Raw genomic sequence first — 21,372 nt, 5'->3', positions numbered from 1 at the left:
CAAGGGTTTCTTTTTGGTTGGCATACATGCACCTCTTACTCATGTTATGCCCGAACACAAAATTTCTGACACCCTCAGCGCCGCCCGCGCGGCGCATCGCGGATAAATCCGCTCCTACAGTTTGTTTCGGGCCAGTCCCTCCTGTGAGGTCACCGCTGTCCGCCTTGGTTGTCCCATTCGTAAAAGACCGGCACAGGCTTACACGGCAATCCGCTCAATCCAGCGAGGCCGCGCCGCCGGCAGATGCGGCACTGCATCGAGCAGGGCTCGGGTATAGGCATGACGCGGCTGCCCGAGCACCTGCGCCACCGCCCCTTGCTCCACTACCCTGCCCCCTTGCATCACCAGCACCTGATCACTGACCTGCTCCACCACCCCAAGGTCATGTGAGATGAACAGACAAGCCAGGTTCAACTCCGCCTTGAGCTCCGCCAGCAACGCCAGAATCCGCGCCTGCACCGACACATCCAGCGCCGACACCGGCTCATCCAGCACCAGCACCTTGGGTTTCATCGCCAGCGCCCGGGCAATCGCGATGCGCTGCCGCTGCCCGCCCGACAACTCAAGGGGACGACGGTCGAGCAGCCCCGCCGGCAACTGCACCCGCTCAAGCAACGCAACCGCCTCGGTACGCTGCAACCCACGCGGCACACCCGCCTGGGCCAACGCCTCGGCCAGCACCCGCAGCACGGTATAGCGCGGGTCGAACGAGGCCAGCGGGTCCTGGAACACCACTTGAATGCCCTGCCTGGCCTGGCGCTGCTGCGCGGCGGAAAGCGCCAGCCAGTCCTGCCCGGCCAAGTGCACACTGCCCTGTTCCGGCCGCTCCAGCCCCAGCAGGATGCGGCCCAGGGTGCTCTTGCCAGAACCGGACTCACCGACCACGCCGAGGGTCTGCCCGGCGCGCAATTGCAGAGATACATCATTCAGCACCTGACGCAGCTGGCCATCCGGCCCGGCGAAAGCCTTGCTCAGGCCACGCGCTTCCAGCACCACCGGTTGTTGGTTCACGGTGCCCTCCACCAGCGCCAGGGCCGGCGCGGCCGGACGCTGGAAATGCACTGCCCGCGCCGCGCTCAGCAGGCGTTGGGTATAAGGGTCCTGCGGGTCCTGCAGGATCTGTTCGACCGTGCCCTGCTCCACCACCACGCCATGGCGCATCACCGCCACCCAGTCGGCCAGGCGCGCGACCACGGCCAGGTCGTGGCTGACCATCAGCAGGCTGTTGTCACGTGCGCGCAGGTGTTCCAGCAGGTCGAGGATCTGCGCCTGCACCGTGGCGTCCAGCGCGGTAGTGGGCTCGTCGGCGATCAACAGGCGCGGCTGGCAAGCGATGGCCGAAGCAATCAAGGCACGCTGGCGCAGGCCTCCAGACAACTGCCACGGGTATTGCCGGGCGCGAACTTCGGGCTCAGGCACACCGACCTGGCGCAGCAGTTCGAGCACGCGCAAGCGACGCTGTTCGGCGGCCAGGTCGGTGTGCAACAGCAACGGTTCTTCGATCTCGGCGCCTACGCGCCGCAATGGGTCGAGTGAACCGAGCGCATCCTGCATGACGAAGCCAATGCGTCCACCGCGCAAGCGCTGCCAGTCAGCCTCGCCAAGCCGGCATAGGTCCTGCCCGGCAAACGCCAGCCGCTGTGCCTGCACCTGAGCGCCGGCCCCGGTCAGGCCGACCAGCGTGCGGGCCGTCACACTCTTGCCCGAGCCCGATTCGCCCACCAGCGCCAGGCACTGCCCGGCGTGCAGTTGCAGGTCGACGCCGTGCACAACCGGCACGCCGTTGAAGCTAACCCGCAGGTCGCGGATGTCCACCAAGGGTGCCGGGTGCTGTTCGAAGATGCTCATGGGTTTCTGCCCTCGCTACGGCGCAGCCAATCTCGGCCGATGACGGTGATGGAAATGACGGTCAGGGTGATCGCCAACGCCGGCCAGGCCATCAGCCAGGGTGCGTTGGCCATGAAGTTACGTGCTACCGCCATCATCGCGCCCCACTCCGGCGCGGGCGGTGGTGCGCCGAAGCCGAGGAAGCTCAACGCGGCAGCGGCGGTGATCGCGCCGCCCAGGCCGATGCAGGCCAGGATCAGCACCGGCTGCACGGCGTTGGGCAGCACGTGGGCCAGCACCACGGCCGAGCGCTTACGGCCCAGCGTGACAGCCGCTTCGACGAAGCCGGCGTGGCGGATGGCCAGGGTCTGGGCGCGGACCAGGCGGGCGTAGCGCGGCACCGAGGCGATGCCGACGGCGAGGATCAGGTTGCTGGTGCCCTGGCCAAACAGGGTGATGATGACCAGCGCCAGCAACAGGTCAGGGAACGCCAGCAGGACGTCGACGGCGCGCATCAGCAGGTTGTCCAGCCAGGCGGGGGCCAGGCCTGCGAGCAGGCCGAGCGACGTGCCCAGGCCAAGGCCGACCAGGGTGGCGGCCAGGCCGATGTAGAGCGATGGGCGGGTGCCGTGGATCAGGCGGCTGAGCACGTCGCGGCCGTTTTCGTCAGTGCCGAGCCAGAAGGTGCTGTTGGGTGGGAGGTAGGCCAGGCGGGCGTCGGCGGCCAGGGGGTCGGTTGGGGATAGCCAACTGGGGAAGGCTACGGCCAGCAGGAGCAGGGCCAGGATGAACCAGGCCAGCGTAATGCCTGGGCGAACCTGCCAGGTGTGGGTCACGATGGGGGGTGTCAATGCAATCGCGTTCATGTCGGTCCTTCTGTTGTCGCCTGTGCCCCGCGAACAAGGGTTACGGTGCCGGATTGGGGATGCGCCGATGCACGGCCTGGATCTCGGCCAGCACTTCTTCGCTGAGCTGCACATCCAGTGCACTCAGGTTCTCCTGCAACTGCAGCAAGCTGGTCTGCCCGGTGATCGCACTGGCCACGAACGGTTGGCGAATCACGAAGGCCAAGGCCAATTGCGCCGGTGTCAGCCCATGCTCCCGCGCAATCTGCACATAGCTGCCGATGGCGCTGTTGGCCTCCTCGCTGCCGTAACGATTGAACGTGCGATACACCGACGACAACCGTGAACCCTCCGGCCTGGCGCCGTTCAGGTACTTGCCAGTCAGTGCCCCGAATGCCAGCGGCGAGTAGGCAAGCAGGCTGACCCCTTCGCGATGGCTGAACTCCGATAGCCCGTTCTCGTACAGGCGGTTCAGCAGGCTGTAGGGGTTCTGGATGCTGGCGATGCGCGCCAGGCCTTGGTCCTCGCTGTGCTGCAGGAACTGCGCCACGCCCCACGGGGTTTCGTTGGACACGCCGATATGGCGCACCTTGCCGGCTTTGACCTGTTCGTCGAGCACCGCGAGGGTTTCTTCGATGGCGGCCGTTTCCGGGTGGTCATCGGCATAGGGGTATTCGCGGATGCCGAAGAAGTTGCTCGTGCGGTCGGGCCAGTGCAGCTGGTAGAGGTCCAGGTAATCGGTGTTCAAGCGGCGCAGGCTGCCTTCCAGGGCAGCGACAATGTTCTTGCGGTCGTGGTGCGACAGGCCATCGCGGATGTGCGCCTGGCCACCGGGGTCGCGGGCGGGGCCGGCGATCTTGCTGGCGAGGATGAACCTGTCGCGGTTGTTGCGGGCTTTGATCCAGCTGCCGATGTAGCGCTCGGTGGTGGTCCAGGTTTCGGCGCGGGTGGGCGTGGGGTACATCTCGGCGGTGTCGATGAAATTGATGCCCGCGGCGAGGGCGGCGTCCAGTTGCTGGTGGGCGTCCTGTTCGGTGTTCTGGTGGCCCCAGGTCATGGTGCCGAGGCTGAGCAGGCTGACCTGGAGGTTGGTGTGGCCCAGGGGGCGGTAGCGCATTGGAAATCTCCTGAAAAAGGTGTTTGGACTACGCGGCAAACTGGTTCACGGCCTTGGGCAGGCCCAGGTGCTCGCGCAAAGTGGTGCCGGTGTACTCGGTGCGGAACAGCCCGCGTTTCTGCAGCAGCGGCACCACCTCCTCGACGAACACCCGCGCGCCGGACGGGAACATGTCGGGCATGATGTTGAAGCCATCACCTGCCCCGGCCAGGAACCACTCGGCCAGGGTATCGGCGACCTGCTCAGGTGTGCCGACGGCCAGCCGATGCCCGACCAGAATCCGCCGCGACAGCTGGCGAATGGTCAGGTTCTCGCGACGTGCCAGGTTCAGCTGGGCCTCCAGAAAGCCGTGCGAGCCCCGCTCGAAGTCCGCCACCGCGCCAATCCGTTCCCACGGCAACGGCGCATCCGGGTCGAGCTCGCGGGCGTCGATGCCAATGCGCCCCGCTACCTGCTGCAACAGGCCATGCTCGCCATGCCAGGCATTGAGCTCGTCAAAGCGCGCATGGGCCTCGGCCTCGGTGCTGCCGATCACGGTCGACAGGCCGGGCATGATCTTCAGGTGCTGCGGATCACGCCCCCACGCCTTGGCGCGGACTTTCATCTCCTGATAGAACGCCTGGCCATCGGCCAGGGTGGTCTGGGTGGTGAAGATCGCGTCGGCATAGCGCGAACCGAGTGCCTTGCCGCCTTCGGACGAACCGGCCTGCACCAGCACCGGCCGGCCCTGGGGCGAGCGCGGCAGGTTCAGTGGGCCCTTGACCTGAAAGTGCTTGCCCTGGAAGTCCAGGGTGTGAACCTTGCGCGGGTCAGCGAAGCGGCCAGCGGCGCGGTCGCCGATGATCGCGTCATCTTCCCAGCTGTCCCACAGCTTCAGGGTCACGTCGACGAACTCTTCGGCACGCCCGTAGCGGTCTACGTGCAAGGGCGCGCCGGCCAGGCCGAAGTTCTGCGCCGCTGCGTCACCGGCATTGGTGACCACGTTCCAGGCCGCGCGGCCGCCGCTGATATGGTCCAGCGAGGCGATGCGCCGGGCCAGGTTGAACGGCTCGTTGTAGGTAGTGGAGCAGGTGGCGATCACGCCGATGCGCTCGGTGGCGGCGGCCACGGCGGTGAGCAGCACGGTCGGCTCCAGGCGCCCGCCGGGTTGCGCGGACACATCCGGCGGCAGCGCCGGGCCGTCGGCGAGGAAGATCGCATCCAGGCAACCGCGCTCGGAAATGCGCGCTATGTCGCGGTAGTAGTTGACGTCGATGTAGGCATCGAGTGCCGCCTCGCCCTGGCGCCAGGCGCCGGAATGCGAGCCGAAGCCGAGGATGTTCATGCCCAGGCTCATCTGTTTGCTGCTCATGCGGGGTCTCCTGATCAGACTGCGCTGGCTTCGTCGCCACTGCCCTGCCCTTGGCTGGCGGCAGCATGGCGAGCGCGCCAGGCCTGGGCCGGGCTGATGCCATTGAGGTAGTAGTCGCCCAGCGCCTGCTCGCGGTAGATCGCCGGGTTGTGCGAGGCCAGGGTGCGGGCGTTGCGCCAGTGGCGGTCGAGGCGCCGGGTAGTGCTGGTGGCCGAGGCGCCGCCGACCTCGAACAGCAAGGTGCTGGCTTGCAGCACTTGCGGCAGGACGATCTGCTGGGCCTGGAAGGTGTGGATCTCGGCGTCGGTGTACAGCTGCTCGGGCACCTCGCCCTGCTGCCCCGCTTCGAACACCGCCTGCAGGCTCTGGCCCACGGCTGCCACTTGGGCCTCGGCGGCGAACGCCAGGCTCGACAGCCGACCGACTACCGCCTGCACCAGCGGGTCGGCGGCCGGTTGCGATTGCCCAGGTACACCGAAGGCACGGGTGCGGCCCTGGACGAAGGCCACGGCATCGGCCAACACCGCGCGGCTGATGCCCGCCAGCGTCGCCAGGTGTACCGCCTGATAGAACGCTGTGAGGTAGGATTCGGCGCGCAACTCACCCTTGGCGAAGCGGCGCAACAGGTGCTCCGGCTGAACCTTCACCTGGGTAAAGCGCGTGGTACCGCTGCCAGTCAGGCGCTGGCCGAAGCCATCCCAATCATCGACCCGCTCCACGCCCGGCGCATGGGTTGGCACCGCCAGGCTGACGAAGTCGTCGCCGTGGTTGGCCACCGCCGCGACCCAGTCGGCGTAGAGGGTGCCGGTGCAGTAATACTTCTCACCGTCCAGGCGGTAACCGCCCTCACCTTCACTGAGCTGCACGGTATTGCCGGTGCTGTCGGTGCGCTCGGCCATGGCCGCTCCCCACAGTTCACCGGCCACCACGCGGGCGAACCAGTAGTCCTGGGAGGCCGCGTCATTGGACGACAGGCGCCCTTCGACAAAGCCGAAGTGGGCGCGGAAGATCTGCGGCAGGTTGGAATCGGCCTGGCCCAGGCGCACCAGCTGGCGCAGCAACTGCGGCAAGGTCGCGCCAAGGCCACCGTGGCTACGGGGAACGCGCAGGGCACCCAGGCCGGCTTCGCGCAGCCAGGCCACCGGCTCATGGGCCAGGGTGCGCTGCTGCTCGCGGGCCACCGCGCCTTCGGCAATGCGCGCGTAGATCGGCGCAAGGCGCTCATCCAGTTCAGCGTCGGTAATCGGGGTTTGACTCATGACAGTTCCTTTTTGGTGAATTCAGGGGCGCGCGGTACGCGGGTCGATGGCTTGGGTCGCCAGGTCCACCAGCAGGTTGACCAGCACGTACATGCCGGCGGCGAGCAAGGTCACGCCGAGCACCAGCGGCACATCCTTGGAGGCGGTGGCGTCGAGCATCAGCCGGCCGATGCCTTGCCGGCCAAACAGCAGTTCCAGCACCACGGCACCACCGAGCAAGCTGGCGAACACGTAGCCGGCCAGGGTCACCAGCGGCACCAGGGCGTGGCGCAGGGCATGGCGCAGACGCACGGCGGTGTCACCCATGCCGCGGGCGCGGGCCTGGGTGATGAAAGGTTGCTCCAGCACCTGCTCCAGTGACTGGCGCAGCACCTGGGCCAGCACCGCCGCGATCGGCAGCGCGAGGGCCAGGCTCGGCAGCAGCAGCGAGCGCCAACCGCTCGAACCGGACGGCGGCAGTACATGGAAGTAGAAGGCGAAGGCCAGCAGCAGCACGGTACCGATGACGAAGTTGGGCGCCGACGACAGCACCAGCTCGATGCCCGACACCAGCGCCCGCAGGCGTCGCCCACGGTTGGCGGTGAGCAGCGCCGAGGCCAGCGCCAGCAGCACCGCCAGCACCGCCGCACTGCTGGCCAGGGCCAGGGTTGCGCCGGCCTGTTCGGCAATCGCCTGGCCGACCGGAATGCGCAGCCGGTACGACTCGCCCAACTCACCCTTGGCCAGGCGCAGCAGGTAATGGCCGTACTGCACCCACAGGGGTTGATCGAGGCCGTATTCGGCACGCACCTGGGCCAGCAGCGCTTCGCTCGGCATGGCGTCCGGGCCACCGAGAATTGCCAGTGCGGTGTCGCCGCCGCTGTGCTGCATGCCGAGGAAGGTCAGGCTGGCCGCCGCCCACAGCACGATCACGCCGTCACGCAGGCGGCGCAGCAAGGTCGCCAACAGTTTCATGGTTGCTCCTTCGCCAGCCACACGCTGGTGAACAGGGGTACGTTGTGCGAGCCATCGAACAGCACGCCGCCGACCTCGTTGCGGTAGGCCAGGAGCATCTGGCTTTCCACCGAGGGCACCGCCGGCACGGTCTCGCCCAGGCGCTGCTGGGCCTGGCGATACAGCACGCGGCGCTGTGCCAGGTCGGTGCTGCGCCGGGCTTCACCGAGCAGCTGATCGAGCTGGGCGTCGCGGAAGTGGCCGACGTTCTGGCCGATCATCCGGGCGCTGGGGATCGACTGGCTGTGGTAGAGGATGTACAGGCCATCGGCGGTGTTGGTGTGCCAGTAGCCGCCGCCGAGGGCATCGAAGTTGCCGCGGTAACGCAGCTCCATGACCTTGCTGATCGGCAGCAGCTCGATGCGCAGGTCGAAGCCGACCTTGCGCAGGTCCGCCTGGGCGGCCACCGAGACATTGGCCGGGAACGCGGGGTTGTCGTAGGTCAGCATGGTCGCCCCGAGGCGCTGGCCGTCGCGGGTGCGATAACCCTCGGCATCGCGCCCGGTCCAGCCGGCGGCATCCAGCAGGCGGCCCGCTGCGGCGGGGTCGAACGCCAGCGCATCGCGTGCCAGCGGGTCGTAGCCGGGGGTGTTCACGGCGAGAAAGTCACCTTTGGCCAGGTACTCGCCGAAGCCGGAGATCCACGCCAGGCCATCGCGATCGATGGCCTTGGCCACGGCCTGGCGCACCCGCACGTCATCGAACGGCACACGCTCGACGTTGAAGGTGATGCTGCGCATCGGGTTGCCCTTGCGGATGCGGTTGCGCAGGGTCAACTGCGGGTTGGCGCGGATCGCCGCCGCATTTTGTGCCGGGGCGTCCAGGGCCATGTCGTTATCGGCGGCTTCCAGCGAGGTGTAGCGGATCATCGCTTCGGGCACGTAGCTCAACTCGATGCCGTCGAGGTAGGCCTCGCCTTGGTGGTTGATCGCCGGTGGCGCCCAGTGGTAGCCCGGGCGGCGGGCGAAGCTGGCGCGCTGGTCACGCACCCAGCCGGTCAGCACGAACGGCCCGGTGCCGATCGGCTGGCTGGCGATGGTCGCGGGCGCCTCGATAATCTGCCGCGGCGAGATCATCCCCAGCCAGGCTTGCGACAGCACATCGAGAAACGGCGCATAGGGTGCGCTCAACGTGGCCTCGAAGGTGAATTCATCAACCACCCGGCCCTGCAGGTACGGTGCGATGTAGGCAGCGGCCAGCGGCGACTTGGTCTTCGGGTCGCGCATGTGTTCGAGGTTGACGCGCACCGCTTCGGCGTCGAAGCGCTCGCCGTCGCTGAAGGTGACGTCGTCACGCAGGTGGAAGGTGTAGGTCAGGCCATCGGCGCTGATATCCCAGCTTTTCGCCAGCCACGGTGTAAGGGTGCCGTCCTCGGCCTGGTACACCAGGCAATCGAACAGGATGCGGCCCATCCACTGCATGTTGCCGTTGGACAACGCATGGATATCGAAGCTGCCGGCGTCGGTCGCCGCCGACACGCGCAAGGTGCCGCCGCGCTGGCCGGCCTGCTGTTCTACGAAGTCGCTGGCCGGGTAGCGCATCACGCCGCTCACTGCGCTGACCGCTTCGCCCTTGAGGCTATTTTGGGTTTGCGGGGGCGTGGCGGGTGAACACGCGGCAACTAACAGCGCACTGGCCAACAGGCATAGACTGAATAAGCGGGAATTTGGCTGCACAGCAGGGCCTTTATATAGACGGCTACATAAAGGGCTATTGCAGTTGTCGTGCCAGCCTCCTTTCCACGTGTTTACGGGGCGTCAGCAACTTCCCAAACACGCCAACCGGACAAACTGCCCACCGACTGTTGGAATCCAGACAGTCAGGCAGTGCAGTGCCCTGTGGGAGCGGGTTTACCCGCGAATGCGGCGGTGGCCATTCCAGAGCATTCGCGGGTAAACCCGCTCCCACAGGGTTCGCCGTTTGATTTGGATATTTGTATATAACCGGCACTGTTTAAATTACAACACGACCACAACAAAACTTGCTGTTTCGTTCATCGCCACACACTGAATTACTTGGCAAAGCCCCAACTTCCGGCTTTTTGCCAGCTGGCACAGAAACTGCTCTTACCGATTACGACAGGCCTGACTATTCCCATAGAACGCCGAGGACCTACGATGACTTTCAAGGAATACGACGATGCGTGCGATTCACCCCCATCCACTGCGCCTGGCCATCCGCCAGGCCGCCCTGGCCACCCTGCTGGCCCCGGTCACGGTATTGGCCGCTGACCCGACCCTCGGCACGGTGACCGTGCAGGCCGCCAAGCAGACTGAAGTGCAACAGGCCGCCAGCGCCCTCGCCGAAGTGCCCGGCGGCACCAGCGTGGTCGACAGCGAAGAAGTCGCCAAAGGCCGTACCGCCACCCTGCAAGACACCCTGGCCTACCAGCCCGGCGTGTTCGTGCAGTCCACCGGCGGCAACGACGCGGCGAAGATCTCGATCCGTGGCTCCGGCGCCAACACCTCGCCCGGCTACTTCCGCGAAGGCATCAAGTTCCTCTTCGATGGCCTGCCGCTGACTGGCCCCGGCGGCACCCCGTATGAGTTCCTTAACGCCAGCGGCGTCAACTACACCGAGATCCTGCGTGGCGCCAACGCCTTCCAGTACGGCGCGCTGACCCTCGGCGGCGCGGTCAACTTCGTCAACCACAGCGGCTACAGCGCCCCCGGCCTGCGCGTGCGTGCCGAGGCCGGCAGCTACCACTACCAGAAGCAGAGCATCAGCTACGGCGGCGTCGAAGGCGACCTGGACTATTACCTGCAGGCCGACAACTACCGCAACGACGGTTACCGCGACTACAGCCTGTCGAAAAGCTCCGGCATCGTCGCCAACGCCGGCTACCGTTTCAACCCGAAGCTGGAAACCCGCCTGCTGCTGCGCTACCGCGACGAAACCCACAACGACCCCAGCGCCACCACCCTCGACAATGCCCTGCACCACCCGCGCCGGGCCAGCGCCACCGCCGAAAGCAGTGGCGCCGGGGCACGCCGCCCGGGCAGCATCTGGGTCGGCAGCAAGACCACCTACACCTTCGACGACGATGCGCGGCTGACCTTCGGCCTGTCGTACCACGACTACCGCCACACCAACAGCCCGCGCAGCCCGAGCAACCCCAGCTACTGGGACTGGCACGACCTCGGCCTGCTGCTGGGCTATGACCGCGTCGACTCCCTGTTCGGCCATGAGAGCCGCAGCAACATCGCCTTCACCTCGACCCAGCACCTGCGCGGTGGGGTGGATTCGGCCAACGGCAACAAGGTGTCGCTCAAGCAGGTCAACTACAAGGACTCGTTCGACCGGGTGATTGCCCTGGGCAACGACATCAACCTGGTCGACAACCTGTGGCTCACCAGTGGCGTGTCGTTCATCAACGTGCGGCGCAAGGTCAACATCGACTATGCGGCAAGAGCCAACACCACCACCTTCCCGCAGCATGTCGACTACGACAACTGGAGCGTCGCCCCGCGTATCGGCCTGCGCTACGAGATCAACCCCGAGCTGCAGGTATTCACCAACTTCAGCCGCAGCATCGACCCGCCTGCGTCATGGGAATATTCCGGCTCCGGCCCGACCCTGCCGTACATCCGCCCGCTGGTGGAGCAGAAGGCCAACACCTTCGAGGTCGGCATCAAGGGTTCGCACGGCATCTTCGACGGTAGCCTGGCGCTGTACCGCTCGTGGATCCACGACGAACTGCTGAACGTGCAGATCATCCCTGCCACCTCCACCGCAGCAGCGGTTACTGGCGCGTTCAACGCTTCACCGACCATCCACCAGGGTGTCGAAGCCGGGCTCAATACGCGCCTGTGGGACAACCCCCAGGGCGACCTGGTGCGCTGGCGCCAGTCGTACACCTACAACGATTTCTACTACCGGCATGACGACACCTTCGGCGACAACCAGCTGCCGGGCGTGCCCAAGCATATCTACCAGGGTGAGTTGCAATACCAGGACCACAGCGGCTGGTACACCGGGGTGAACGTGCAATCGGCGTCGCGTACGGCGGTGGACTATGCCAACAGCTTGTATGCGCCGTCGTACACGATCTGGGGGGCGAACCTGGGGTATGAGGCGCCGAAGGGCAACTGGAAGGTGTCGCTGGACCTGAAGAACCTGGCGAACAAAGCGTACGTGACGGCGGTGACGCCGGTGTACAACGCGCGCGGGCTGGATACCGCGTCGTTCTGGCCGGGGGATGGGATTGGGGCTTATGTCGGGGTCGAGGTTCGCTACTGATAGCTGATTTTTCCTGTGCCGGCCTATCGCGGATAAATCCGCGCCTACGCGGACCTGGTAGGAGCGGATTTACTCGCGAAAAGGCCGGTACAGGCTTACGCCGTCCGCGGCATCAGGTCATAGGGATGCTTCCACCCCGGCACCGCCTGAATCCGCTGCTTCCACGCCTCGATATGGCCAAACTCGGTCAGCACGATCCCGGTGTCCTCCGGCATGAACACATACCCCGCCAGCGACAGGTCGGCGATGGTCAGCCGCCCGCCAACCATGAACGGCGTGTCCGCCAGGTGCGCATCGACAATCCGGTACGCCGCCGTGGCCCGCTCGCGCAGGAAGCCGGTCACATCGGTCTCACCGGTCTTCTTCAGGCACAGCAGGAAACGCAGCGCCGCGTAGTAGCTGGTGAACTTGTGGTTGTCGAACAGCATCCAGCGCCAGATCTCACGCTTCTCAACGTCGTCACGCGGGCCGAACTGGCCGGTGCGCTCGGCGAGGTATTCGAGAATCAGCGCCGACTGGGTAAGCCGTTGCCCGGCGTGCTCCAGCACGGGTACCTCGCCCTGCTCATTGACCTCGTCGCGCCATTGCGGGTCACGGGTCTGGCCGTTGAAGAAATCGACGAACACCGGCTGCCAGTCCTGGCCAGTGAGTTCGAGCATCAGCGCAGCCTTGTAGGCGTTGCCGGATTCGGCGAAACAATGCAGCTTGTAGTCGGGCATGGGCGGACCTTCAGTTTCCTTTGAATGATCGGTGTGGGCATTCACGGCAAACCCGCAAAGAGGCGCGCACAGATTACACAAAAATGTGCTTAGCTTTCCCGATCAAACCGCCAGGAAGGCCTGTAATGCCCTACCCCGATCTGCCCCGTACCTTGTCCACGCCCCGCACCTTGCTGGTCCGCCCCGCACTGGCGTTCGCCCAGCAACTGCAGCAGGCGCTGCTCGACAGCTACACCCTGCACCAGCCGTTCCTGGCATGGGCCAAGCCCGACTGGACCTTGAAGGAAGTGCAGGAAACGCTGCAACTGAGCGCTGAGGAATTTCTCGACCCGGCCAAGGAAAAACGCTATTTCGTGCTTGCCGCAGACAGCGGTGATGTCATTGGCTGCATCGGTTTGCGGCCCGGCGATGATGAGTACGAAGTGGGTTATTGGGTGAACCAGGCCAGCAGCGGCCAGGGCCTGATGCGTGAGGCGCTGAGCTGCCTGCTGGACGCCGTCGATGCCCCGGTGTGGCTGACCACCGACATCGACAACCTGGCCAGCCAGCGCCTGGCCGAACGTAGCGGGTTCGTCGCGGCCGGCAGTAAGCTCACCGAGATTGATCCCAGTATCCCGCGGCCACTTTACCGCCGTGCACCTGCCGGGCGCGGGTGAACCGGGACCTGACACTTCTGCTAGCTGTCCGCGCACTTTAAGCGCCGCTAAATCACCTCGACGAGTTGGAACTCAACGAGGACACGGCCCATGAAGATTGTTTCGACAATGCTGGGGCGGCGCAAAATCTTGCTGATCGCGCTGCCATTACTGGCAGCGCGGTTGCTGCCAATCGTCTACCGAACAGGACTTGCGGCCAGCGTCGAGACGTTAACGCCCATGAAATATCACGCAGCCGTAGAGCAAGGTGACATAGATGCATGTTTGCGCGCGTCAGACGCTGACGACATGCTCACTCTCGGTCCGTGCCCTAGCGGCATGGCGCACCGGGGTCGGAGCGAGGCGCGCTAAATACTCGCGCGCCTGCGCAATTGGCTAAACGAACCATGACGCAACCCCCCATGCTCTCGCGAGTAAACATTCAACGGGCCACCCAGTTTGACATTCATATAATAAACGAACATTGCGACAGAATCGGCATTCTCCATCATCGCTTTAACTGTGTAGTCACGATTACCCACTCCGCCAAACTTTGCTTTGTCTAATGCTTCATGCTCAGGACCGTCCCATACGCGTGCATATTTATCGGGGACTTGCTGCCTTTTCCCTTCGCGCACAAGACTTACGATATCGTTCAAATCAATCATATGGTAGTCTTTCCGATCCCCCGATTCATTTGCAGCCGGGAGATTGGTATACCACATATCTTTAGTCTTCATCGCAAGATGTGAAGCTTCATGAATGATCGTAAACATCAAATCACGCGAACTATCTTCCCGTCCCCCAGCAAACTGCGCACCGTTCAGAAAAATCCCTCTCACAGCACCGTTCCTGTCGGAAATAGCTAATCTGTTATCTTCGGAATCAAAATTTAGCACCTTCACATCGTCGACAGTGAGTGAATCAAGATATTGCGTCAAGCCATTAACTACCCGCTGGACTGTCTCCACATTCTGAAATGACAAGGAGGCCCCGTTGGCGGATAAGAAATATTGTGTCATGTACCCTGTACCTCGTACCCGCCCCCCGCTGTCCAAAATTTTAGCAACCACATCACGTGTAAACCTAACACCTTCTTTTGCAGCCTGTAATGCTCCTGATATGTTCCTCGCTAACGCTGGGTTCTTTACCTCCAATGCCTGTGAATTATAAGCGTATACCTCTAAGCCGCCTTGCCGCAGCATTCCGTCTTCCCTATGATCCAAACTTGTTTCACTGAGTGCTCGACGAGGATTTAAGCCCGTGCCGTCCCGAAGTGTAACTGGATTATTTCGCACCATCCGAAAGAGGTTCAGTCCGTCAATTAGCCCGCCTGGATCAGCACTCGACCAGCGCCCGAATTCCGGTTGGTAATAACGCCAACCGTAATAATAAAACCCCGTAGCATCCCGCTCCTTGCCCGAGTAGCGCAAGGTTCGCTGCAACAGGGTATTGACTTCCTCAATGTCTTCATCACTGCCGGTGGTTTCACCGTATGGCGAGTACTCCTGGCGTGCCACTAGCCTACCGAGTGCATCCGTTTCGCCGCTGCTGCTGCCGAGATGATCAATAAATCCATAACGCTGTTGAGGCTCAGCACCCAGTGGCGTTTGTATCCAGCGCACAGTGGCATCTTCGGTAATGACAACTTGTTCTTGCAATCGCCCTTCTCGCTGCCTGCGGCGCGTTTCACAACCACCCGCGTAAGTGATGACCGTCGTCTGCAAGCCATCCGCTACTTTCACAGTCGTGACCTTGCGCGTGCGAGTACCGCCATCAGCGTAGTAGTAACGCTCCAGATCATCGGCGTCATCGGGGCGCCTAACCAAGCTGACCTGTCGTAATTGGTTGTCCGCGTACCAGGTCAAAGGTCTGCCATCAGCCAGCGCTTTCTGCAAACCACCGGCCAGAAACCCGGTATCCGGTGTAAGGTCATGTCCCTCGGGCAACGCACGGTTGCTCTGTTCCGACACCACCAGCTTGCGGCTGCGCGAGCCAGCGCCGCCGTTATGGCTGAGTTCAGTCAGGTTGTCGCCGTCATCGTAGCTGTAGTGCTCGGTGTAGCGGCCCCAGACATCACCGCCCTTGCGGTCCGAACCCGCAAAGCCCGGCGCCCAGGTGCCCGCTACCGGGGTGCGCTCGCGGCCGCTGGCAGACACCAGGCGATACAAGGTGTCATAGGCATACGTGCGCAAGCCATCGGCTCGCGTGTTGCGGTGCCAGGCCGGTTCGGCACCCTGGTCATCCAGGGTAAGGATGTTACCCACCGAGTCGTAGCGGTAATGCAGGTCGCTGATCACCAGCGCACCCAATGCGTGATCACTCGGCCGGGCGGTGCGGTGACGCGTCAGGCGCTGGCTACGGGCTGAATAGGCAAAGGTGTCGACCACTCCATTACCCGCCGTCTGCGCCAGCGGCACGCCGTCCGCCCGGCGTTGTATGGCGCTGAGCACCAGGATGTTGGCGGCGCCTTGCGCCATCCAGGCCTGCGCCACCGCGCCGCTGATGTCATAGGCCATTCGCCTGGTGACACTCGCCGCATTCACCTGCACCAACAGGGCGCCACCCGCATCGTACTGGTGGGTCATGAGCAGCGGCTGCTCCAGTTCATCCTCACTGCCGACTGCCCAGTCTGGCTGCTGCGCCTGCGGGTGCAACAGACGCCGTTGCGTCTCCAGCGCCTGAGCACCCAGCGACAGCGAGCGGACGTGCATCACCCCGGCATTGTCGAAATGCGTAGTGAGCTCGCCTGCCAGATTGCGCTCACGGTTCGCCAACACCGGCTCGCCATATTGCAGGCGCTCACGCTGGCGGCATGGGCCGCCGGCCGGTTGTTCCGAAACAGCAAGCAAGCGCCCGCCTTCATTCGGCGGTTCATGCGCGTGCAACCAGACCGTGCCCTGGGCATTGCATGACCACAGGGATCGCCCGGCGCTGTCGGTGAGGGTCTGCGTGGCGTCGCCGTCAACGGTATGCCGCCTCAGCACCTGCCTGCCCAGGCCATGCAGGGTGGTAGCGTCGGCCAGCAGCGGCGCCTCGGCCGATGCCCTCAGAGGGCGAGCACCAAACTGCCGTAACGTACGCGCCAGGTGGTCGCACAGCATGCGTGTAGCCAGCCAGCGCGGCGGCAAGGCTGCGTCTTGGGTACGCAACAAGCGCAGGACACGCGCCTGATCGCCCGTGCTGGCAATGACGGCCACCTCCGGCGTGCCGTCATGCTGGACGGCCAACGGGGTACTGACCATGGGAGTCCTCCTGGCTTCAGTGCAACGTCCACCGGCCCCCTGGCCCGCGACATCTCGATCACCTCGGTGCCAGGTGTCGTTCTTACACGCCTGTTGTCGTGCACAGCGACACGGCGGCAGGAGAACACTAACTGGACTACTGCAAATCCGAAACTGGTAGAAATGTCAGGTGCGCTTGGCCAATAGGTGTCGATCAACTGCCCGGGCCATGGGGCCGCTTTGCGGCCCTCACTTCTTGCGCTGCATCCATGCCGCGCCCAAGCCACTCAGGCAAATGATGGCAATACCCAGCAAGCTCGCGCTGTCGGGCACCTGGCCGTAGATCAGCAGCCCCAGCAACCCGGCAAACACGATCTGGCAGTAGCTGAACGGTGCCAGCAGCGCTGGCGCTGCATGACGGAAGGCCTGGGTCAGCAGCAAGTGCGCACTCATGCCGAAACCACCGAGGGCCAGCATCAGGAGGGCGTGATCCCAGCGCGGCACTTCCCAGAAGAACGGCACCAGCGCACTCATCACCAGGGTATTGCACAGCCCGGCGTAGAAGTTGCTGGTGGTCGGGCTGTCGTGGGCCGCCAGGATGCGCGTGAGCAGCTGATAGAAGCAGAAGCCCAGTGCCGATCCGAACGGATAGAGGATCGCCGGGGTGAACATCGCGCCTCCGGGGTGCACCACCACCAGCACACCGATGAAGCCCAGTACCACCGCCACCCACTGCCCTGGCGTCACCCGCTCCTTGAGCAAGGGCGCCGACAGCGCGGTGACCAGCACCGGGGCGAGGAAGTTGACCGAGGTCGCCTCGGCCAGCGGCAGGTACTGCAGGCCGGTGGTGAACAGCAGGCTGGTGCTCAGCAGGCTCAGCGCACGCAAGGTCTGCAGCACCGGGCGACGGGTGCGCAGCACATTGAGGCCGGCCTTGGGCAGGAAGATCCCGGCCATCAGCAACGTGTGCACCACATAACGTGCCCACACCACCATGATGATCGGGTACAGGCCACCGAGGAATTTGGACAAGGCATCGTGGCTGGCGAACAGCAGCGTCGCCACCACCACCAGGGCGATGCCGCGCAGGGGTTGGTTGACTCCGGACAGCGGTGTGCTGGAACTCATGGCTTTCTCGACGGCGGCGCGGCTCAATGCTGCGCCAGGGGAAGCTGCGACAGCACGAATTCTAGAAGAGATACGACGACTTAAGGAAGTTCAATTCCAACCTTTGCATGGGACGTTTGCCATTCCGTTCGCTGATCGACCACTTTCCGCCCTGGCTGTGCCGAGCCAGGTGGGCATTGAAGTGGTTGCTGGACCAGGGTCAGCAGGTGGTCAGCCCGGACTTTGCGCCAGACAGGAATAGCTGAGAAGCCGGTGGCTGCCTTGCAGCCCCTGCGTCCTCGCTCGATTACACCGACACCTGCTTCAAACGTTCACTGGCCGGGGCCGGCCGCCCGTACAGATAGCCCTGGAAGTGCGAGCAACCTTCCGCCCGCAGCCGCTGCATCTGCTCCTCCGACTCCACCCCTTCGGCCGTGGTCTTGATCATCAGGCTGTTGGACAACTCGGTGATGGCGCGAATGATCGACATCGCCTCGCGGCTGTCGCACATGTCATGCACGAACGACTTGTCGATCTTGATCCGGTCGAACGGGAACGAACGCAGGTACCCCAACGACGAATAGCCGGTACCAAAGTCATCCAGCGAGATCGACACCCCCAGGTCCTTCAGCGCCCGCAGGGTGCGTACGTTCTCTTCGCTGTTGCCCAGCAGCACCGACTCGGTGATTTCCAGCTCCAGGCGCTGCGGCGCCAGCCCGGAATCGGCCAGGGCCAGGGTCACGGTGTGGACCAGGTTGGCGTTCTTGAACTGGACCGGTGACAGGTTCACCGACACGGTCTGCTCGGTGCCCCAGCTGGCCGCCTCCTGGCACGCCAGGTTCAGCGCACGGGTGCCGAGCTCGTGGATCAGCCCGGTTTCCTCGGCGATGGGGATGAAGTCCATGGGCATGACCATGCCACGGGTCGGGTGCTCCCAGCGCAACAGCGCTTCATAGCCGGTCACGCTGCTGGTCTGCTGATCCACCACCGGTTGGTAGTGCAGGTGCAACTGCCCCAGGTGCAAGGCGGTGCGCAGGTCGGTTTCCACCAGGCGGCGCTGGCGGGCGGCGACATCCAGCTCAAGGTGGAAGCACTCGTAGCGGTTGCGGCCGTTGCGCTTGGCCTCGTACAGGGCCATGTCGGCGTAACCGAGCAGTTGTTCGGCCTGGTCGTTGTCGTCGGGGGCGATGGCGATACCGATGCTGACCCCCACCGAGAACTGATGGCCGTCGATCTGGAATGGCGGGCAGATTGCCTCGATCAGGCGCCTGGCGGTGGTGCAGGCGGCTTCGCGGCTGTCCAGGTGGGTCAGCACCACGGCGAATTCATCGCCGCCCAGCCGGGCCAGCGTGTCGTGCTCGCGCAGTTCGCGGCGCAGGCGCTTGCCCAGGGCGCGCAGCAGCTTGTCGCCGAAGGCATGGCCGAGGGAGTCGTTGATGTTCTTGAAGTTGTCCAGGTCCAGGCACAGCGCGGCGGTGAGTTTTTCGCTGTCGTGGCCGCGCACCAGGGCCTGCTTGAGGCGCTCGTGGAACAAGGTGCGGTTGGGCAGGCCGGTGAGCGCATCGTGGTGCGCCATGTGGTGAATTTGCGCATGGGCGGCCAGTTCTTCGGTGGCGTCTTCGGCCACGAACAGCACGTAGTCCGCCTGGCCCGCGCATTTCTGGCTGAGCAGCGCGCGGCTGCGCAGGGTGCGCGGGCCACAGGCGGTGTCGACCCGGGTTTCGGCGGCAAAGCCTTTGCTGCTGCGCGCGCCTCGGCTGAGCTGGGTTTCCAGGTAATCCGCCGCGGCCGGTGCCAGGCACTCTGCGGGCGTGTGACCGACCATTGGCAGGGAGCCCCCACCGAACAGGCGCTCGGCCTGCTGGTTGGCGAGCAGGATACGCTGGCTTTCCAGGTCCTGGACGATGACGCTGGCGGGGATGTTGGCGATCACCGAATCGAGGAACTGCGACAAGTTGGCCATTTCCTGGCTGTACTGCTCGGCCAGCTCCTTGGCCTGCAACAGCTCAAGCTCCTGCTGGCGGCGTTCGGAAATGTCGCGGGTGACCTTGGCGAAGCCGACCAACTGGCCATAGTCGTCACGTACCGCCTCGATCACCACATGGGCGTGAAAGGCCGTGCCGTCCTTGCGCAGGCGCGCACCGATCTCTTCAAAACGGCCGGTGCTGCGCGCCTGCTCCAGGTTCTGTTCGGGCAGGCCGGCGACGCGCTCGTCTTCGCTGTAGAACAGCGAGTAATGCTGGCCGACGATTTCCTCGGCGCAGTAGCCCTTGGCCCGCTGCGCGCCAGGGTTCCAGTTGGCGACAATACCGTCGGGGGTGAGCAGGTAGATGGCATAGTCCACCACGCTCTGGATCAACAGCCGGTACATGATGTCGGGGCTTGCGACTAGCGACATGAAAATTACCTGAACCTGCGACGTGTGCGAAAGGAACCCCTGGCCAGAGGGGCCGGGTCTTGAAAGGCAGTGCTGGCATTATGCCTTGCGAGTGGATTTTGTGAAGTGGGTCACAAAATTTTGCTGCATCGACAGGCAGTCAGTGGAAGACCGACGTCACCTGATAAGTCAGCAAGTCCGGCTCATCGTCGGGGAAGATCTGTTGCACTGGCCGTTGCAAGTCGGCCACCACCGCTTTGCAGAATGCCACTGCAATCGGGTCCAGGGCGTAGCAGCGCAGCAGCCAGTCACCGGGGCTGGCGAGGAACTGATTGGCCACGGCGCGGCCGATGCCCTGGCGCCGATAACGCTTGAGGATGAACAGGTCGGCCAGTTCCAGTGCCTCGATGCCGGGCAATTCGCTACGTTCGACCAGCACGAAGCCGGCGATGAAACCATCCGCCAGCACCAGGCTGGCGCTCCAGCCTGGGGACTGCCAGTAGCGCTGCAGGTGCTCTTCGTGGATGTAGAAACGGCCGTCCACCTCGACATCTTCCTGCTCCCAGTCGGAGGACTCATAGGCATAGAACTGATAGAGGTTACGGATCAGCTCGGCCTGGTCGGGAGTGGTGGGCAGCAGTTCGATGGGCAGCATGGCTGGGATGGCTCGGGTAAAAGATCATTCTAAGGCTTTTGTGTTACCTGTCACCGCCGCCACTGCTTCGATCTCCACCAGCATTCCACCCAGCGCCAGGCGCGGCACCGGTATCAGCGTACAGGTCGGCTTCATGTGCCCTCCCCAGGCACGATCGGCCTCAGCCACCCATTGCACCAAGCGTTCCTCACTGTGATCGACAATGAGCAATGTCAGCTTGAACACCTGGGCCAGCTCCGCCCCTTTCGAAGCCAGCGCCGTCTGCAGGTTGGCCAGCGCCTGGCGGGCCTGCCGTGCAAATTCGGGCGAAAGCTGCCCATCGGCATCCTCCCCGCCCTGCCCGGCGATAAACAGCAGGCGGCTGCCGGCAGCGACCTCGGCAACGTGGGAATAGGCATTGGCGCTGGGGTCGTACAGGCCTTGTGGATTGGACAGCTGAAATGCGCGGGTCATGGAACGCTCCTGCGTGTGGATGAGCGTCCGAGTCTGTTGGCTCGAGTTAGGTAGAGGTCAAGCTGCTGTAGGAACTTTCTTTATTGCTATGCGGAATCTCAACACCGCGTATGTAGGATTGCGCCGCGCAGTTCGCTAGATTGCAGCTCCCGGCACGGAGGCCAGCACTGCGGCGCAGCGCCGCTTCACTGAAGGAAAAGCCAATGAGCAAGCCCTACGCGTTCCAACTCGCCTACACCATCAGCCCTGTGAACAACGATCACGAAGGTGATGCCGCTGTGGCGCGCACTCACCTGCGTAAAGAGATGGGCTGGAAAACCTCCGGCAAAGTCGAAACGACGTTGCACGGTGAACTTGTCCTGTCCCCGGGTACGACTGACGAAAAACGCAAGGAAGCCAGCAAATCGATCCGTTCCCGCATCCGTGACGCATTCAAGACCCTTGAGGTAGACGATACGGTCAGTTTCGCCGGCAGCCTGATGGTCAGCGGCCTCGACCCGGCCATCAAGATCGGCATCACACCCGATTGAAGCCACCGGTATCAGGCGCCACGCGCCTGATACCGCTGCAG

The 21,372-nt window shown here is 64.1% G+C and carries 16 protein-coding genes; 3 read left to right on the top strand and 13 right to left on the bottom strand.

Annotated features, from left to right (window positions below; genetic code table 11):
• Window positions 1-198 precede the first annotated feature (198 nt).
• The 7 genes from F6X59_RS24960 to F6X59_RS24930 are packed head-to-tail and all read right to left on the bottom strand — an operon-like array spanning window position 199 to window position 8,933.
• Window positions 199-1,848: an ABC transporter ATP-binding protein gene (locus F6X59_RS24960; protein WP_152958785.1), complete on the bottom strand. Its 1,650-nt coding sequence runs from the start codon at window positions 1,846-1,848 to the stop codon at window positions 199-201.
• Window positions 1,845-2,693, bottom strand: a complete 849-nt coding sequence (locus F6X59_RS24955; protein WP_152958784.1) for an ABC transporter permease — start codon at window positions 2,691-2,693, stop codon at window positions 1,845-1,847. The genes F6X59_RS24960 and F6X59_RS24955 overlap by 4 nt, the downstream gene beginning before the upstream one ends.
• Before the next feature lie 40 nt (window positions 2,694-2,733).
• Window positions 2,734-3,789, bottom strand: coding sequence for an NADP(H)-dependent aldo-keto reductase (locus F6X59_RS24950; RefSeq protein ID WP_152958783.1), 1,056 nt, complete (start codon window positions 3,787-3,789; stop codon window positions 2,734-2,736).
• 28 nt (window positions 3,790-3,817) lie between these two features.
• Window positions 3,818-5,140: an LLM class flavin-dependent oxidoreductase gene (locus F6X59_RS24945; RefSeq protein WP_152958782.1), complete on the bottom strand. Its 1,323-nt coding sequence runs from the start codon at window positions 5,138-5,140 to the stop codon at window positions 3,818-3,820.
• Between the two features lie 14 nt (window positions 5,141-5,154).
• Window positions 5,155-6,399 carry an acyl-CoA dehydrogenase family protein gene (locus F6X59_RS24940; protein WP_152958781.1) on the bottom strand — a complete coding sequence of 415 codons (1,245 nt, stop codon included), beginning with the start codon at window positions 6,397-6,399 and terminating at the stop codon, window positions 5,155-5,157.
• 21 nt (window positions 6,400-6,420) lie between these two features.
• Window positions 6,421-7,353, bottom strand: coding sequence for an ABC transporter permease (locus F6X59_RS24935; protein WP_152958780.1), 933 nt, complete (start codon window positions 7,351-7,353; stop codon window positions 6,421-6,423).
• Window positions 7,350-8,933, bottom strand: a complete 1,584-nt coding sequence (locus tag F6X59_RS24930) for an ABC transporter substrate-binding protein (protein WP_256669413.1) — start codon at window positions 8,931-8,933, stop codon at window positions 7,350-7,352. The genes F6X59_RS24935 and F6X59_RS24930 overlap by 4 nt, the downstream gene beginning before the upstream one ends.
• A gap of 598 nt (window positions 8,934-9,531) precedes the next feature.
• Here F6X59_RS24930 and F6X59_RS24925 point away from each other — a divergent pair.
• Entirely contained in the window at window positions 9,532-11,631 is a 2,100-nt protein-coding gene (locus F6X59_RS24925) for a TonB-dependent receptor domain-containing protein (protein ID WP_152958779.1), read from the top strand.
• A 95-nt stretch (window positions 11,632-11,726) separates the two neighbouring features.
• Here the strand turns inward: F6X59_RS24925 and F6X59_RS24920 are convergent, their stop codons facing one another.
• Entirely contained in the window at window positions 11,727-12,350 is a 624-nt protein-coding gene (locus tag F6X59_RS24920) for a glutathione S-transferase family protein (RefSeq protein WP_152958778.1), read from the bottom strand.
• A gap of 125 nt (window positions 12,351-12,475) precedes the next feature.
• Between F6X59_RS24920 and F6X59_RS24915 the strand changes: the two genes are divergently transcribed.
• Window positions 12,476-13,006 (top strand): GNAT family N-acetyltransferase, encoded by a 531-nt coding sequence (locus F6X59_RS24915; RefSeq protein ID WP_152958777.1) that lies wholly within the window; start codon window positions 12,476-12,478, stop codon window positions 13,004-13,006.
• A gap of 347 nt (window positions 13,007-13,353) precedes the next feature.
• Here the strand turns inward: F6X59_RS24915 and F6X59_RS24910 are convergent, their stop codons facing one another.
• From F6X59_RS24910 to F6X59_RS24890, 5 genes are all read right to left on the bottom strand, one after another.
• Window positions 13,354-16,230, bottom strand: a complete 2,877-nt coding sequence (locus tag F6X59_RS24910; protein ID WP_152958776.1) for an RHS repeat-associated core domain-containing protein — start codon at window positions 16,228-16,230, stop codon at window positions 13,354-13,356.
• A 228-nt stretch (window positions 16,231-16,458) separates the two neighbouring features.
• Window positions 16,459-17,337 (bottom strand): DMT family transporter, encoded by an 879-nt coding sequence (locus tag F6X59_RS24905; RefSeq protein WP_152958775.1) that lies wholly within the window; start codon window positions 17,335-17,337, stop codon window positions 16,459-16,461.
• 286 nt (window positions 17,338-17,623) lie between these two features.
• Window positions 17,624-19,714 carry an EAL domain-containing protein gene (locus F6X59_RS24900; protein WP_152958774.1) on the bottom strand — a complete coding sequence of 697 codons (2,091 nt, stop codon included), beginning with the start codon at window positions 19,712-19,714 and terminating at the stop codon, window positions 17,624-17,626.
• A 139-nt stretch (window positions 19,715-19,853) separates the two neighbouring features.
• Window positions 19,854-20,348, bottom strand: coding sequence for a GNAT family N-acetyltransferase (locus F6X59_RS24895; RefSeq protein WP_152958773.1), 495 nt, complete (start codon window positions 20,346-20,348; stop codon window positions 19,854-19,856).
• A gap of 24 nt (window positions 20,349-20,372) precedes the next feature.
• Window positions 20,373-20,801, bottom strand: coding sequence for a RidA family protein (locus F6X59_RS24890; RefSeq protein ID WP_152958772.1), 429 nt, complete (start codon window positions 20,799-20,801; stop codon window positions 20,373-20,375).
• 203 nt (window positions 20,802-21,004) lie between these two features.
• On the opposite strand from F6X59_RS24890, the gene F6X59_RS24885 reads away from it, so the two are divergent.
• Window positions 21,005-21,331: a hypothetical protein gene (locus tag F6X59_RS24885; protein ID WP_152958771.1), complete on the top strand. Its 327-nt coding sequence runs from the start codon at window positions 21,005-21,007 to the stop codon at window positions 21,329-21,331.
• Window positions 21,332-21,372: the final 41 nt, after the last annotated feature.

The organism is Pseudomonas sp. MN1F, assembly GCF_009391885.1.
In the GTDB taxonomy this organism is placed as follows: Bacteria; Pseudomonadota; Gammaproteobacteria; order Pseudomonadales; family Pseudomonadaceae; genus Aquipseudomonas.
The sequence above is the reverse complement of the archived record's forward strand: the minus strand, read 5'-3'. Positions and strand labels throughout refer to the sequence as shown.

What these genes read in the sequence shown, in the direction of transcription:
- F6X59_RS24960 (WP_152958785.1), bottom strand. Translation starts at nt 1,848, where the DNA reads ATGAGCATCTTCGAACAGCACCCGGCACCCTTGGTGGACATCCGCGAC.
- F6X59_RS24955 (WP_152958784.1), bottom strand. Translation starts at nt 2,693, where the DNA reads ATGAACGCGATTGCATTGACACCCCCCATCGTGACCCACACCTGGCAG.
- F6X59_RS24950 (WP_152958783.1), bottom strand. Translation starts at nt 3,789, where the DNA reads ATGCGCTACCGCCCCCTGGGCCACACCAACCTCCAGGTCAGCCTGCTC.
- F6X59_RS24945 (WP_152958782.1), bottom strand. Translation starts at nt 5,140, where the DNA reads ATGAGCAGCAAACAGATGAGCCTGGGCATGAACATCCTCGGCTTCGGC.
- F6X59_RS24940 (WP_152958781.1), bottom strand. Translation starts at nt 6,399, where the DNA reads ATGAGTCAAACCCCGATTACCGACGCTGAACTGGATGAGCGCCTTGCG.
- F6X59_RS24935 (WP_152958780.1), bottom strand. Translation starts at nt 7,353, where the DNA reads ATGAAACTGTTGGCGACCTTGCTGCGCCGCCTGCGTGACGGCGTGATC.
- F6X59_RS24930 (WP_256669413.1), bottom strand. Translation starts at nt 8,933, where the DNA reads ATGCGCTACCCGGCCAGCGACTTCGTAGAACAGCAGGCCGGCCAGCGC.
- F6X59_RS24925 (WP_152958779.1), top strand. Translation starts at nt 9,532, where the DNA reads ATGCGTGCGATTCACCCCCATCCACTGCGCCTGGCCATCCGCCAGGCC.
- F6X59_RS24920 (WP_152958778.1), bottom strand. Translation starts at nt 12,350, where the DNA reads ATGCCCGACTACAAGCTGCATTGTTTCGCCGAATCCGGCAACGCCTAC.
- F6X59_RS24915 (WP_152958777.1), top strand. Translation starts at nt 12,476, where the DNA reads ATGCCCTACCCCGATCTGCCCCGTACCTTGTCCACGCCCCGCACCTTG.
- F6X59_RS24910 (WP_152958776.1), bottom strand. Translation starts at nt 16,230, where the DNA reads ATGGTCAGTACCCCGTTGGCCGTCCAGCATGACGGCACGCCGGAGGTG.
- F6X59_RS24905 (WP_152958775.1), bottom strand. Translation starts at nt 17,337, where the DNA reads ATGAGTTCCAGCACACCGCTGTCCGGAGTCAACCAACCCCTGCGCGGC.
- F6X59_RS24900 (WP_152958774.1), bottom strand. Translation starts at nt 19,714, where the DNA reads ATGTCGCTAGTCGCAAGCCCCGACATCATGTACCGGCTGTTGATCCAG.
- F6X59_RS24895 (WP_152958773.1), bottom strand. Translation starts at nt 20,348, where the DNA reads ATGCTGCCCATCGAACTGCTGCCCACCACTCCCGACCAGGCCGAGCTG.
- F6X59_RS24890 (WP_152958772.1), bottom strand. Translation starts at nt 20,801, where the DNA reads ATGACCCGCGCATTTCAGCTGTCCAATCCACAAGGCCTGTACGACCCC.
- F6X59_RS24885 (WP_152958771.1), top strand. Translation starts at nt 21,005, where the DNA reads ATGAGCAAGCCCTACGCGTTCCAACTCGCCTACACCATCAGCCCTGTG.